Consider the following 16119-nt stretch of genomic DNA (forward strand, 5'->3'; position numbering starts at 1 on the left):
TAGCCACTCAATAAGCCCAGAGCAAAGTAAAGCAACTTCGCCTGCGTGCTATAACGGGTTAAATTACCCGCCAGATGTACCGCCACCCAATTCACTTAGTTAGTTTTTAATTTTAAATACTTTGTAAAAAACTGCCTGCGCTTGTGCGCTATTAGGCTAGTTATTTACATATTTAGGTTGCTTGATCGCGCTTGTTTTTAAAATAGGCGTAGTGATTAAGTTAACTCTGTTTGTTAAAAAACGGACACGCTATATGAATAAAAAACCAATTATGCTGGTGGCGCTAATGTGCGCGCTACCTGCTTTTAGTACTTTGGCGAATGTTAAAACATTAACCCTAAAGCAGGCACTGAGTAATACCGAACAACAAAATCTGGTATTAAAACGCTACCCTTATCATCAAAAAATATTGAGTGCGCTTAAATCTCAAGCTGCACTTTCGCCTAACCCTGTATTGAATGTTGAAGCTGAAAACTTACTTGGCACTAACAAGGCGCGTGGCATTCAAGGCGCTGAAATAACGCTTGGGCTTAGCCAACTAATAGAGCTGGGCGATAAGCGCCAAAGCCGAATTAATTACGCAACCGCCAATATTAAAGCCCAAGCAATACAGTATCAAAATACCCGTTTAGCCTTATTAGCAACCACTGCTGAGCGATACTACCAAGGGCTTAAATTTCAAACATTATTAAGTTTAAACAACGAGCGTAAACAGGTAGTTACCCAGGCGCTTAAAGCGATTGAACAAAGAGCCAATGCGGGTGCTGCGTCGCAAGCTGATGTAACGCGCATGCGTTATGCACTTAGCCAAGTAGAGCTTGATAAAGCCATGCTTAATAGTGAATTTGAGCGAGCCAGTTTATCGCTTAACGAGCTGTGGAGTGAGGAGCAATCCTACGATACTTTTGCTGGCAATATTAATGCAATTACTGCGCTTAAATCAGCGCAAGCACTTTTAGATGCGGTTAACCAAGCCCCTGAATTTGCATTATTACAACAGCAATATTTACAGCAAACAGCTAATTTAACACTGCAAAAAGCAAACGGACAAACCGATATTAATGTAGGGGGAGGCGTGCGCTATAACCAACAAAGCGACTCCAGCTCATTAGTGTTTTCGTTTTCTATGCCACTGCAATTAAGTAATTCAAATAGCGGAAATATTGCAGCTGCAAATAGTCAGCTCATGCTTTTAAATGAGCAGCAAGGGCAATTGCGCATCCAGCTACGCCAGCAAGTACGTACTTTGTACGCTTATTATCAAGGTCGAGCTAATCAGGCAAAGCTATTATCTGATCAAATTATTCCTCAGGCACAAACATTGATTGAGCAAAGCCTAAAAAGTTATCAACGCGGACAAATTTCGGTGTTGCAATTGCTTGATGCTCAACAAGCACTTTTTGATTCTAAACGCACACTTATTACCACTCACGCAGAGCTGTACCAAGTGCTACTTACTCTTGAGCGTTTAACAGGCCAATCTTTAATTGAGACTCATCAATCATGAATAAAAATATAATCGCATTACTAGTATCACTTTCGTTTGCCAGCAGCTTTGTAAGCACAGATGTATTTGCCTCTGCTGAGCATGGCGAGTCAGGTCATAAAGAAACAGAGCAACACGAGAAAAAACAAGGTCCACACGGCGGCTTTTTATTAACTGACCCTAAATTAACACTTGAGCTTAAATTGCAAGAATTTGCAGGTAATGTTGAGCTACGTGTATACGGCTATAAACAAAATAAGCCAATTAATATAAACGACTTAAACATAACAATGAGTTTAAAACGTTTAGTTGAAGCCCCGCAAAATATACAGTTTACAGCTGAGGGCGACTACCTTGTGAGCACGCAATCAATTAACGAACCGCATTCGTTTGCACTTACCGTTACTGCTAATTATAACGGTGAGAGCATTAGCTATGAGTACGATCAACACGAAGGGCAAACTACGCTAACAGAGCGAGCTATTGAGCGCGCTGGCATTAAAACCGAGATAGCGCAAAGTGGTGAAGTGGATATTACCGATACGCTTTTTGGCGTTATTGCACCAACGCAGCACGGCACGGTAGAAGTAATGGCGCCGTATGCCGGATTGATCAGTGATATTTTTGTAAGCATTGGTCAAAACGTTAAAAAAGGCGAAGTACTTGCCAATGTAACCAACCGCGAAACACTGCAAAACTACCCTATTAAAAGCCCAATTAGCGGCGTTGTAACCGAGCAATACTTAAAACGTGGCGAGCTTGCAAGCACCAGCGCACTAATGCAGGTAGTTAACCTTGATAAAGTATGGGTTGAGTTATCGGCTTTTCCTGAAAACATTGAAAAGCTAGCCATTGGTCAAAGCGCTAAAGTGTACGACTTGCATCATCATTTAAATACGCAAGGAAAAGTGTTTTTTATAGCCCCAATGATGACTGGCGGGCACATAGCGCGCGCCCGTATAGAGCTTAATAATCCAGACGGGCATTGGCGCCCAGGCATGCATATAAATAGCGATGTAAGTGTGGCTAAAATAAATGCCAGCGTGCGTGTAAAGCCACAAGCAATTCAAGAATTTAACGGTCAACCCAGTGTGTTTGTTCGTAAAAATAATGTATTTGAAGTGCGCCCCGTTACCTTAGGTGCAAAAAATAGCGAGTGGGTAGAAGTACTTACAGGCTTAAACGCAGGTAGCGAATACGTAACAGACAATAGTTATGTCATTAAAGCTGATATTTTAAAAAGCGGCGCAAGCCACGCTCACTAGGAGGCACCATGATTAATTGGATAGTTTCTTTTGCGGTTAAACGCCGCATGCTGGTGCTTGCGCTTACATTTTTATTTGCTGGATTTGGTGTATACAACATTCAAAATTTAGCAGTAGACGCAGTACCCGATATAACAAACGTACAAGTGCAAATTAATACCAAAGCGCAGGGCTTTACGCCATTAGAGGTAGAGCAACGCATTACCTATTTGGTAGAAACCGCCATGGCGGGCATACCTAAGCTTGACTACACCCGTTCGCTTTCGCGTTATGGGCTTTCGCAAGTAACGGTTATTTTTAATGAAGGCACCGATATTTATTGGGCACGTCAGCAAATTGGTGAGCGTATTCAAAGTATTCGCTCCGACTTACCTAATAACGTAGAGCCAAACTTGGGTCCTATTGCCAGTGGTTTAGGCGAAATATTTACTTATAGTGTGCACGCCGCGCCTAATGCGTTAAAAGAAGATGGCACTGCCTACAACGCCGAAGACTTACGTACTTTGCAAGATTGGGTTATTCGTCCGCAGCTTTTAAAAGTAAAAGGCGTAACCGAAATAAACAGCCAAGGTGGTTTTGAGCGTCAATACCAAGCAGCGCCAGTGCCCGAAAAACTCATTGCCTATAAGCTTACTATTAGCGATGTAATTAGTGCACTTGAGGTTAATAACAGTAACCGAGGCGCAGGCTATATTGAACGCTTTGACGGGCAATATTTAGTACGCTCGCCTGGGCAGCTTAAAACCATTGATGACATAGCCAATACCGTTATAGCTAAGCGCGACGATGCACCTGTACGCATTAAAGATGTGGCTAACGTGTTTTTAGGCAAAGAGCTTAGAACCGGCGCGGCCACTTATAACGGCGAAGAAACCGTGCTCGGCACCGCCATGATGCTAATTGGCGAAAACAGCCGCATAGTGGCAAAAGCCATGGCTGATAAGTTAGTTGATGTGCAAAAAAGCTTACCCGCTGGCGTTATTGTTGAAGCGGTTTACGACCGCACAACTCTTGTTGATAAAACCATAGCAACCGTGCAAACCAACTTATTTGAAGGTGCCGTTTTAGTGATAGTAATTTTGCTATTACTGCTGGGTAATGTAACGGGCGCGCTTATTACGGCAATGGTTATTCCGTTGAGTATGTTGTTTGCCGTTACAGGTATGGTGGGTAATCGCGTATCGGGTAATCTAATGAGCCTAGGCGCAATCGACTTTGGTTTAATTGTTGATGGCGCTGTAATTGTTGTTGAAAACTGCCTGCGCCAACTCGGTGTAGCTCAGCATAAACATGGCAGGCTACTTACCTTAAACGAGCGTTTAAATGTAGTGACCGCAGCCACCAAAGAAGTATTTACACCGGCTGTGTTTGGCATTGTTATTATTATGCTGGTTTACTTACCTTTATTTGCACTAAGCGGCGTTGAAGGCAAAATGTTTCAGCCAATGGCATTTACTGTAGTTGCGGCGTTAATTGGCGCGCTTATATTTGGCGTTACCTTTGTACCTGCTGCTATTGCAGTGTTTGTTCGCGGTAAGGTTGATGAAACCGAAAATGCAGTCATGCGCGGCGTTAAAAAAGTGTATAAGCCATTACTTGGTATATCGCTTAAATTACCGTGGTTGATGGTGGGTATTGCCACGGCATTAGTATTGGTGCTTGGTTTTAAAGTTAAAAACATGGGCGCAGAATTTTTACCGAAACTTGATGAAGGCGATATTGCCATGCACGCGCTGCGCATTACTGGCACCGGTATTGAGCAATCTGTGCAAATGCAAAAAGAGCTTGAGCAAGCCATATTAGATCAGCCTGAGGTTGCTAACGTATTTTCAAAAATTGGTACTGCCGATGTAGCAAGCGATCCTATGCCGCCCAATGTTGCCGACACCTTTTTAATACTCAAACCGCAAGATGAGTGGCCTAATCCAGCACTTACTAAAGCAGAATTGGTTCAGCAAATTCGTACCCGTGTTAACGATGTCCCTGGTAATAATTACGAATTTACACAACCAATAGAAATGCGCTTTAATGAGTTAATTGCTGGCGTGCGCGCCGATGTGGCACTGCGTATTTATGGTGACGACTTAAGCGTACTTAAAGAGTTTGGCGAAAAAGCCACAGGGCTAATGCGTAATATTGCAGGTGCTACCGATGTACGTTTGGAGCAAATGGAAGGATTGCCAACACTTTCGGTAACACCAATGCGCGACCATATGGCGTTATTGGGTTTAAGCGTAAACGATATTCAACAAACACTTGCCGCCGCTGTTGGTGGTGTGCAAACCGGACTAATTTACGAAGGCGATAAACGTTTTTCGTTATTAGTACGCCTTGATAAACGTTGGTCTAGCGATGTATCAGCACTTGCTCGTTTGCCAGTTGCTTTACCTAAAGATAGTAACCCAGAACTTGCGTTTGTACCGCTTGGCGAAGTGGCAACAATTAGCATTGAAAAAGGGCCTAATCAAATAAACCGCGAAAGTGGTAAGCGTAACGTAGTGGTAACTGCCAATGTGGAAGGGCGCGATTTAGCAAGCTTTGTAAGTGATGCGCAAGCAAGCATGAATGAATCACTTAACTTACCAAGTGGCTATTGGCTTGAATACGGCGGCACGTTTGAGCAGCTACAATCAGCAAGTAAGCGATTGTCGTTGGTTGTGCCGGTCACTTTATTACTTATATTTGGCTTACTGTATAGCGCCTTTGGATCGCTTCGTGATTCATTGATTATATTTAGTGGTGTGCCACTGGCATTAACGGGTGGTGTGCTTGCGTTATTGCTGCGCGATATGCCGCTTTCAATATCAGCAGGTGTCGGCTTTATTGCCCTAAGTGGTGTAGCGGTATTAAACGGCGTAGTTATGCTGTCGTTTATTAAGCAGTTACGAAGCGATGGTTTAAGTTTGTTTGATGCAATTCACAGCGGTGCATTACAGCGCCTGCGCCCAGTACTGATGACAGCGCTGGTGGCAAGTTTAGGCTTTATACCTATGGCGCTTAATTCGGGAACGGGTTCTGAAATGCAAAAACCTCTCGCGACAGTAGTGGTTGGCGGGATTATTTCATCAACATTACTAACACTGTTAATTTTGCCCGCGCTTTATAAGTTAGTACATTCTAAATTTACTAAAAAAGCAGAAGCTGAATTAGCTTAAATACTAGCTATTAATGATGTAATCAAAAAAGCAGCTGTACTTACAGCTGCTTTTTTAAACTAATTAATCTGAGAGCAGGTTAATTATATTGAAACAGATTATCCCAACGCTCATCTAATATCGTTTTTGCGTGTTCTAAACTCAGTGCGCTATACACTTTATCACTCTCTATTTCGTTACTACACGTTACCAAGCGCATATGTACTAGCTTTTCAAGTGCATCGCTAATTTCAAAATCAAGATCGCATTGGTATTTGCTTTTAAACCAATGCTCTATTTGCTCATCAAGCGTTTGTGCGGTTAAGCCGCTTTCTGATTTTAGTAAAAAGGTATACGCAAGCAGCGCTTCTTTTATGTCTTCTTCTTCGGCAGCGTCAATAAGCGTGTGAAAAACACCCGCGTTATTATCAAGGTTTTTAAAGTAGAGGTTATCGCTAAGCGCTTTCATAAATTTAATTTTACGGTTTTTAAACTTACTCCATTCTTTAAAAATAAAGCTGCCAAATACTCCCATGCCAATAGCAAAGGTAATAAAATGTTGTTGGGTCATTTCTACAGCTTCACTTCTAAAACCACCCCAAAAAGCAAACAGAGCAAGCAATAATACGATTGATGCGCCAAGTTTGGTTATAAGCACCACTGCACCGCCAACTAAAGCCGATGAGCCAATAATTGCTTTATCAATAGGGCGCATGCGTACTTCACTATTAGGAAATAGCATTTCGAGATCGGCCTTAGGCACATTTTGAAACAACTTTACTATGGTTGAGCTTGGCTCAAATCCAAGTGGCGTTTTGTTTTTAGCTTCAAAATAAGCGCTATCTTTAAAGCGAATAAACACCGCAACACGATCGTAATTAGTAAAATGCAGCGGCTTTTTACGCAAGCCCCAAAAGCTGGTAATCGTTTCAGTGAGTTGCGACTCGCCACGGCGATAAAAAACCACTTCTTCAAAGTCATCAAACTCAACTTCAAGGCGCACCTTAAATAGTGATTCTTCGTTTAACGCCTCTTGTAAGTCTTCATTGGTGATCACCTCAAAGTTAGCGGCATTAAGCACCTTAGCAAAATCTTTAGCAAACTCATGTTGGCACTGCGCTTTTTGATCCGCCGATACTGGCGCTAACGATCGCGTGTCACTGTTGGGATCAAAAGGGGCGTAGTTGTTTTTAAGTGACTCAAGTGTTGAGTGGTAATCGTAATGAATAAGGCTTGCTAGTAAATCGCAAAATTGTTTAAACGATGTTTTTTGTGTACTGCTTTTAAGCTCTTCGCTACACATATCAACAATATCTTGCTTTCTAAAGGGAATAAAACGCGCACTTTGCATAAATTAATAACTACTGTGATAGGGAATCTAACTGCATTGGCACATAATAAAATATTATTATGGATATTACTAATTTGTTAATGCAGTAGGGCGTATTGATCATTGGTGGTTGAATTTGCAGCTGTGTGTTTGGTTTTTAGGCAAGGCAGAGCCTATGTAGTGTGGTTATTCCCCATAAATAAGGCGATAACGCAGCATAAATACCAAACATGCGCTGCCCTCTGGGTTCTTTCTAGGGACGATTAACTCTTTGTTGCCTGCATGGATGTAGGTAAGGGGCGTGAGCAGGACGCGGAAGCTTTGCTCGATTTTTACTTAGCCTACTAGGTTACAAACCTCGCGCCGCGATTTAATCGCCCCTAGATTGAACAAATTTCAATCCACAAAGATCAATACGCCCTAGGACCTGATAAATTTAGTACACTGTTTTCAGCGTGTATTAACCTAAATGTGTAATTATTGGCTTATTGAATACTCTTGTTCTTACTGATAAGTGAAAAGGATTTACTATGGCCATTCAAAAAAAGCTAAAAGAAAAAACGCGTAATTTTATTGACTCTAAGCATATGCTTAGCGGTATTACAGTGGCGTCGTTTTTAGAGTCAACCATAGTTCCTATTCCACTTGAAGCAGTGCTTGTGCCTCTTATGCAGGCTCGTCGAGAAAAGCTATGGCTTATAGCATTAATGGCGACCTTGGGCTGCATAGTAGGCGCTTTGTTTGGTTATGCGTTGGGTTATTATTTATTTGATGCGGTTGGCGATTGGATTATTAATACGTTTTCGAGCCCTGAGCAATTTGAAAACGTTAAACAGCAAATGCAAGATCAAGGTTTTTGGTTTGTAATAACACTAGGCATAGTGCCTATTCCGTTTCAAATAGCGATGCTTGCAGCTGGCGCGACTAAGTACTCTATTTGGCTGTTTTTGTTGGCCTCGGGTATTGCGCGTTCTATTCGTTACTTTGGTCTGGCTATTATTGTTTATTATGCAGGTAATGAAGCTGAGCGAATCATTAGTAAACACAAAACTAAGGCAATGGTTTTAATAACGTTACTTGTGTTAGGAGTTTGGGGATTAAGCTTGGTGATTTAAGCTCATTATTAAAGGTTATTAACCACCTTATTCTAATAAGCCTTTTTGGTAATGTGCTATAGTTTTTTAATATAGTATCGAAAAGCTTAGGGTTAATATGATTGAAACTGTAAAACTCACTATCAGGCTTTCTAATTTTTTTAAAATGAGCTGGAAAAATAAAACTGTAAGCCTATTTTTATTAGCTTATATTGTTATTTTTTCAGCCTACTCCCTAACTAACTTTCCTCCCTTACAAGTTCAAAATAATGTTTACGGTTTTACAACTGATTTTATTAATTTAATTGTTCTTATTTTTTTATTTTGGATGGTTCAGTGCTCCAAACTTTCAAAGCTTGCATATACATTTTCGACTCTCGGATTAATGCTCTGGTCCATGGGTAATACAGCTGATTTAATCGATGAGATAGTGATACAGCCTTACTGGGTAAGTATTTATTTTGAAGATTTATGCAGAACCAGCGGCATGCTTTTAACTTCCTATGGTTTATTTAAAACGATGCGCTTTATACAAAGTATTAATAATCGATTAGCGCGTGAGCTAATTATTGACGATTTAACCAAGGTACATAATAGACGTTATTTTTATCAGCACGCTAAAGATGCTCAGCACTCACCTTACGTTATTTTAATTGTAGATATAGACCACTTTAAAGCAATTAATGATGAATTTGGTCATGATGTTGGTGATGTGGTGCTTAAAGAACTAGCAACTAAATACGACAATGCTTTTACGCACCAAAACAAATTTGCTCGCCTCGGTGGTGAAGAATTTGGTGGCTACTTGCCTATAAATAATATGACGCAAGCGTGTGATTTTTCGCAGCAATTAATTGATCTTGCGCACACCATAAATGTTCAAAATTCTCGCCACTTAACAGTAAGTATAGGTGTTGCAATGCAAACGCCCAATGAGCCGTTAGATAAAGTAATGAAGCGCGCTGATCAAGCTTTATATTTAGCTAAGAAGAATGGCCGAGATCGTTTTGAAATTGCCCCGTAAGCGTTTTTAACTATATAAAAACACGTCCTTATTGTTTGCACATTTACTACACTTTTTAACGTTTTCGTAAGGAAATGTCAGTGAGGGTAATGCTTTGTAAATCATGAAATTAAAATAGAATGTTTGGGTCATAATGGGGATATTAATAATAAGGAATAACCTTAATGACCAACTCCCTTTTAAAAGCTGCATTACCCTTAAGTCTAATTACTGTTTTGTCGGGCTGTGGCTCTGATGATAGCTCAAGCTCTACAGGTTACATCCAATTGTATAACGGCTCTTACAATAGCCCATACACACGTTTGTTTGTTGAAGAAACAGAACGTTCAGGCGCTGATTTTGCCGATGTAACTACTCGCCATAACTACAGCACAGGCACTTATGATGTAAGTTTTGAATACCTAGATGCTAACGACAGCTATATAACAATTAGCGACCAAGAAATTTCTATTAAAGGCGACAAAACACAGTTAGTAGTAATGAGCGGCAACTTTGATGAGCCTACATTTACAGAGCTTAGCGTACCTATTACAAGCGATACGGGTGAGTTTAACTTAGGGTTTTACAATATTGCAGGGGAGGACACTAACTACGATATTTATTTAGCAACTGATGATGGCGTATTTGAAAGCGCGACACTTTTTTCATCGGCTCAATATTTAAGTGAGTTAGATCTGCAAAGCATTGATGAAGGCTATTACACTGTTTACATAACAGAAGCGGGCAGCAGTGATGTTGTGTACGAGTCGTCATCTGTTTATTTATACGACGAAGCAAGCTATGTAGCAATGATCCGCCCAAGTTATGCTACAGAAGAAGGCGGTATTACGCTTGATGTAGTAACCGATAACAACTACGTTACTGAGCTTAAACATCAATCTGCCCTGGGGCAATTACGTTTTATAAATACGGTTGATGACTACTCGCCAGTAAGCTTTTCTGCTACACGCGGTACAACTGTAAACACAACAAATACAGTTGCTAGTGACTCTTATACCGATTATGTTGAACTTTCGCCTAATAGTTACAGCGTAGCGATGTACGACGAAGAAGGTACAAAACTAGCTGATAACTTTTTAATGACGCTAGAGCGTGAGCAAAGTGCGGTGGGTATTTTTTATAACGACGTTGATAACGGTTTACGTATGATGAGCGTTGAAGAAAACCTAACACCAAGTAGTTACAGCCATACGGTATCGGTTGTAAACCTAATTGAAAGCTACGCAGGGCAATCGGTTTCAGATGTTGATGTGTACTTTACACTTAACGGCGAAACAGTAGACGACACCAGTAACGTAGTCGATGGCCTAGATAAGTATGACCAAGAAGAGCAGGTTGTAGATAACGAAATTTACACTGTTTATGTTGTATATGAAGATAATGGTCAGCAAATTGTGCTTATTCAACAAAGCGATATGGACTTTACACAAGAGGGTAACTACATATTGATTTTAGAGCATGATGAAACAACAAGCTCAGGTTATAAAATGACCCTAGAGCGCACTATTACCGATAGTGTTGAATAAATCTAAACATATTAAGTAGCATAAAGCCTAAGCACTTTAAGTACTTAGGCTTTTTTATTGAACAAAATTTACCTACTCATTAATAATTAGGTACACTCAGGGCATAATAATTAATAAGAGTGTGCCATGGATGATTTAGTTGGGTTAGCCGTCATAGTAATACTGGTTGTAGTTGCCGGTGCTATTTGCGGCTTAATAGCGCTAGTGCAGTTAAATGGATTAAAACAAGAAGTTGCTGTTTTAAGGGCCAAAATAACACATCTACAAACACATAAATCGATATCGCAAAGTGAACCTCAAAGTGAAGCATCTACGGCTCAGGCAGCGCTTTCAAGATCAGAGCCAATTGCTCATAAAACACAGCCAAATTTAACGTCCCAAAACGCGTTGCCACCTGTAATAAATCAGCTATCAGCGCCTCCTAAAAAAGCCAAACCAGCTGAAGCATCAGCCATAGAATTACTATTTAATAAATTACGCGCAGGGTTTGAAGAGAACTGGATGACCTGGATAGGCGCAATAGCGCTTGCGTTTGGGGGCATATTTTTAGCTAAATACAGCCTAGAAGCTGGATTACTATCGCCTGTAATGAGGTTGAGTTTAGGTGGCTTATTTGGGCTTGGCCTAATTGCAGCCGCAGCTTATTTACACCATAAACGCATTGTATTTGAAGGCTTTAATAATTACATACCCGCAGCGCTTGCAAGCGGCGGGTTTATTACCTGTTTTGCTTTAACGCTTTTAGCTTACAGTAGCTACGATATGCTTAGCCCTACCGTGGCATTTTTTGCACTGGCAGTTATTGCGATTAGTGCAAGTGCAATGGCGCTTAGGCTCGGCCCATTATTGGCTGTACTAGGTATTATTGGCGCTTATAGTGTACCAATATGGGTTAGCACTGGCAGTGGTAACTTGTTTGCATTATTTATGTATGTTGGCTTTGTAAGTTTGTCAGCCGCGTTAGTTGCACATAAAGTACAGCGAGCTTGGTTGTGGTATTTATTATGGGCAGGGCATATTGGTTGGTATTTAGTTGGTTTTACATTACTTAAAATTAATACAGTTTGGTTAATGGGAACGTTTGCTCTACTGAGTATTATTGGGTTAATTGCTATACCGCGATTGGGCTTAAAATTGAATGTTAGAGAGCACCGCCCGCACAGTTTAAAACGTTTAATTAAAGTGCTTCCAGATCATGCATTATTACTCGCTTTTATAACGCCCTTAATATTTACCATGCTAATAAGTCACTTTGATATGCAGTGGCAAGCAATCGGCGTGTTAAGTATTGTATTGGTGTTGTTTTTAGTCCTTAAAAATAGCCGTTGGGATATTTGGCAGGGCGTAGCGTTAGTTATTTCAACGCTATTAGTGATAGGCGCTGAACGCACGCATCTTTCGCCAAATCTATTTGATGACGCCCTCTTTATATTCAAAAATGAATACGGTTTGGGTTTATTACTCGGATTGTTACTTACTGCTTTTGGGCTTTATTACGGTAAAAAACAGATTAAGCGTTTAGCGTTTCATATTACGGGGGCATTTAGCGCATTTGTAATGATAGCGACTTTATATACGCTTATTCCTAATTCTGCGTTAAGTACTGCATATCCACTTTGGGCCGTTGTATTGTTTATAGTGGCGGCTATTTTAATAAAGCTCGCGCAACATAATACAACGCTTTTTCAGCGCTTTACATACTGGGTAGGCGCTAATGCCAATATTACGTTAGCAATAACCATGCTACTAAGTGACAGCGGTTTAACCATTGCACTTGCAGTGCAAGTATTGCTTATAAGCGTACTTATTAAACGCTATAGCGTGCCTATGCCACATTGGCCTATAAAAGCTTTGGTTGCTGCGTTATTACTGCGCCTTACGCTTTCACCTTGGACGCCAAGTTACGATGCACTCACGGTATTTGGTTTGCATTGGAGTATAGTGGTTTACCCGTTATGCATTGCGTTATTTTTTGCCGCAGCTAGGTGCTTTAAAGCATCTCAATTAAAAGTATGGTTAGAAGGTGCAGCCCTTCATTGTTTAGCGCTTTTTATTACAACCGAAACAAGTTATCAGTTAGTAGGACATTATCCGCAATTTGATTCACTTAATTTTTATGAACAAATACTCCTTACCTGTAACTGGCTGGCATTAGGGTGCGTGTATTTACATAGAGCAAAACTTGCCGGTACTTTAGCTAAGTTATACCAAGTGGCGGGCTTTGCACTTGCAGGGTTAGCAGGGCTTTTTGCTATTAAAACACTGCTTGACGACAACCCATTATTTGAATCACTTTACATAGGTGAGCTGCCAATATTTAACTGGTTATTACTATTGTGGTTAGTACCTGCAGGATTAACGNGTTGCGGGTGGGTTTATATTATTGGCAATAAATAGCTTTATTCGCCAGTACTGGCAAGGTCCTTACATTTACTTATCAAAAGGCGCAAGTAATGCAGAGCTTTATAGCTACTCTGTTATTTGGTTAGTAATGGGTGCGGGTACTGTTATTTTTGGTCATTTAAAAAACCAGTTATTAATACAAAAAGTAGGCTTAGGCTTACTAGCTGCAGTTATTGTTAAAGTGTTTTTAATTGATATGGCTAACTTGGAGGGCTTACTTAAAGCGCTTTCGTTTATTGGATTAGGACTTTCGTTGGTGGGGTTAAGTTGGTTGTTCCAAAAGCTTAGAAGCCGAGTAAATCCAGTTTAACTTTTGAACACTTTATAAAGCAAAGCCCAGTGAAGATACTGGGCTTTTTGTTTTACGCTATTACTTGATAGCTTTTAACTAGAATACTTTTGACTAGCTTATTATGTACTGTGATTAAGCAGTGCCTTTAGTTTACCCGGTTTAATTGGTTTACTTAAATAATGAATATTAGCGGCTTTGGTTTCTTGTTTAAGCTCGGTGTCGCGCACTGCGGTAATTAAAATAGCGGGTACTTGGCTTTGCCAAATTTCGCGCAGGGTTTTAATTAGCGTTATGCCATCGCAGTCATTGCCTAATTGGTAGTCCATTAAAATAACATCGGGTGCACCGTTTTGCTTAGCGTACGCCAGTACATTATTTACATTATCAAATAGCGTGTAATTAGCTTGCCACTTTTTAAGTAAGCTTGCCATTGCAGCTAGGTTTTCAGGGTCGTCGTCTACGGCAACAATATTAATTGCGGCACGGTTTTCTATTAGGCTGTTTGTCGTACTTTTTTGTTGTACAAACTGCTCGTCGCCATAAGGTACTTCAATGCTAAAGCGGCTACCCTTGTTAGGCTCAGAATGCACATCAAGCGGCAAACTTAATAAGTCAGCCATACGTTTTACCACACCTAAGCCTAAGCCTACGCCTTTGTTATCGCCCGACTCAACACGGTAAAAGTCGTTAAATATTTTAGCTTGCTCTACTTCGCTAATACCAGGGCCTGTATCCCATACTTCTATTCGTAAATTGTGCTTTCGGTTCCTACAGGCAATTAATACACGGCCATTATCGGTGTATTTAACTGCATTAGAGACCAAGTTTTGAATAATTCGGCGTAAATAGGTTATATCGCTGTGCACAATTTGTTGGTTAGAACGCACACTAAGCTTAAGGCCTTTATCACTTGATAAAATAGCGTATTCACTTTGCAATGGCGCTAAAATATCTTCAATATAAAAGTGGCGAGGAGTTGGGGTCATAGCGCCTTGTTCTAGCTTGGCTATTTCAAGTAGTGCCGACATTAAATGCACGGTTGAATCGAGACTGTCGCCTAATTTTTCAAAACTGTTTTGGTTAGTGCTGTCGAGTTGCTTTTCGTCAATCGCAGCAAGGTATAAACGTGCTGCGTTTAACGGCTGTAAAATGTCGTGGCTCGCCAGTGCTAGAAAGCGCGTTTTACTGTCGTTGGCTTGCTCTGCTTCTCGTTTGGCTAAAGTAAGTGCTTGCTCGGTTTGTACACGGCTATCTATTTGAGCTTGTAAGTCTCTATTAATGGTTTGCACTTCTTGAGTTCGCGCTTCTATGCGGTTTTCAAGATCCATGTTTACTTCTTCAAGCGCATTTTGCGTACTTATGTGATTGGTAATATCCGAAAAGCTGGTAACAAATCCGCCATCGGGCAGCGGATTACCAATCATTTCGTATACTTGGCCATTACGACGGTGGCGAATAAAGTGATGCGAGCNCTGCCGTATTTTAAATGCTGCACACGTTTTTCTACTTGGCGTTCTATTTCGCCAGGGCCACATTCACCACGGTTAGCGTTGTATCTAATAATATCTTCTATGGGTTGGCCTACTTCTAAAAATCCTTCAGGGTAGCCAAACATTTCGCTGTAGCGCTTATTCCAAGCTACTAGCTTTAAATCTTTATCGACAACCGAAATACCATGGCTTAAATTTTCGAGTGAGGTAAATAACAAATTTTGATTAAATTGCAGCGCTTGTGTGGTTTCGTCAAAAAAGTTTACAACTTCTTCAAACGCCATACGCTTACCCGACGATACCGTATGTATTAATGCTTGTGCGGACGATGCGCCAAGCACGCCTGTTAACGCGCGTTCGCAGTAGGCTATAAATTCAGGCTCTGGGTGTGCGTTGTTATCGCTCAAGTGATGGGCGAGTGCGTAATGCGCCAATACTTGTTGGCTGCGCTGAATACCTAAAAAGGTTTGCAGTAGTATTTTAAAGTCGTAAACAGTGGCTTTTACGTCTTTATTTAAGCGCCTTGATAAAATAGCCTGATCTTTAGGGTTAACAAAAGCAGCTGCCTGAATCTTATCAATTAAGCGCTCCTCAGCCCCAAGTGAAAAACTAATATAACACCCAATATTGGCAAACAAAGCTATCAAGGTTCCGCGTGTTATAAGCGTTTGTTGTAGCTCGCTATCAAGCGTTGCACCGGCATCGAGTATTGGCAGCATTAAAAATAGTACCCAGCAAATAAAGCCCGCTACTAAACCTGCATAAACCCCATAAGCATGGCCTTTTCGCCAGTATAAGCCGCCCACAATAGCGGGTAATAATTGAGTAACAAGTGAAAAAGCAACTAAGCCCATACTTGCCAGTGCGCTGCTATGGCCAAACCATTGCTGATAGAAATAGGCCAAAATTAATATGCCTGCAATAGCAAAGCGCCTTACAAGTAAAATTCGAGACTTATAACTGGTGGTAATTAAGTTGCGTTTAAATTTACGACGTAGCATTAGGGGTAATACCACATCGTTTGAAATCATCGTGCTTAATGTAAGCGTTGCTACCACTATCATTGCAGTGGCGG

General features: G+C 40.8%; 7 protein-coding genes and 2 pseudogenes. 7 read left to right on the forward strand and 2 right to left on the reverse strand.

The window, feature by feature from the left end:
* Positions 1-253 precede the first annotated feature (253 nt).
* Genes L654_RS0122875 through L654_RS0122885 form a run of 3 tightly spaced genes read left to right on the forward strand, consistent with a single transcriptional unit; the run spans position 254 to position 5906 of the window.
* On the forward strand, positions 254-1507 hold the full coding sequence (locus L654_RS0122875; RefSeq protein WP_024609142.1) for a TolC family protein: 1254 nt from the start codon (positions 254-256) through the stop codon (positions 1505-1507).
* Positions 1504-2751: an efflux RND transporter periplasmic adaptor subunit gene (locus L654_RS0122880; RefSeq protein ID WP_024609143.1), complete on the forward strand. Its 1248-nt coding sequence runs from the start codon at positions 1504-1506 to the stop codon at positions 2749-2751. The genes L654_RS0122875 and L654_RS0122880 overlap by 4 nt, the downstream gene beginning before the upstream one ends.
* A gap of 8 nt (positions 2752-2759) precedes the next feature.
* Positions 2760-5906: a CusA/CzcA family heavy metal efflux RND transporter gene (locus tag L654_RS0122885; RefSeq protein ID WP_024609144.1), complete on the forward strand. Its 3147-nt coding sequence runs from the start codon at positions 2760-2762 to the stop codon at positions 5904-5906.
* Between the two features lie 79 nt (positions 5907-5985).
* On the opposite strand, the gene L654_RS0122890 is transcribed toward L654_RS0122885, so the two are convergent.
* Entirely contained in the window at positions 5986-7236 is a 1251-nt protein-coding gene (locus L654_RS0122890; RefSeq protein WP_024609145.1) for a TMEM143 family protein, read from the reverse strand.
* Between the two features lie 509 nt (positions 7237-7745).
* Here L654_RS0122890 and L654_RS0122895 point away from each other — a divergent pair.
* The 4 genes and pseudogenes from L654_RS0122895 to L654_RS01000000126680 all read left to right on the forward strand — a co-directional run bounded on the left by L654_RS0122895 (position 7746) and on the right by L654_RS01000000126680 (position 13572).
* The gene (locus L654_RS0122895) at positions 7746-8330 is read left to right on the forward strand and encodes a VTT domain-containing protein (protein ID WP_010554604.1); all 585 of its coding nucleotides are present in this window, start codon (positions 7746-7748) and stop codon (positions 8328-8330) included.
* A 97-nt stretch (positions 8331-8427) separates the two neighbouring features.
* Complete coding sequence (locus tag L654_RS0122900; RefSeq protein WP_024609146.1) at positions 8428-9333, forward strand: GGDEF domain-containing protein; 906 nt, start codon at positions 8428-8430, stop codon at positions 9331-9333.
* Positions 9334-9497: 164 nt separating this feature from the next.
* Positions 9498-10859 carry a hypothetical protein gene (locus tag L654_RS0122905; RefSeq protein ID WP_024609147.1) on the forward strand — a complete coding sequence of 454 codons (1362 nt, stop codon included), beginning with the start codon at positions 9498-9500 and terminating at the stop codon, positions 10857-10859.
* Between the two features lie 126 nt (positions 10860-10985).
* Positions 10986-13572: pseudogene (locus L654_RS01000000126680) on the forward strand (DUF2339 domain-containing protein).
* Positions 13573-13673: 101 nt separating this feature from the next.
* Here L654_RS01000000126680 and L654_RS01000000126685 read toward each other — a convergent pair.
* Positions 13674-16119 (reverse strand): annotated as a pseudogene (locus tag L654_RS01000000126685) (PAS-domain containing protein); the annotation flags it as partial.

Source organism: Pseudoalteromonas sp. TAB23, from assembly GCF_000498075.1.
Classification (GTDB): Bacteria; Pseudomonadota; Gammaproteobacteria; order Enterobacterales; family Alteromonadaceae; genus Pseudoalteromonas; species Pseudoalteromonas arctica.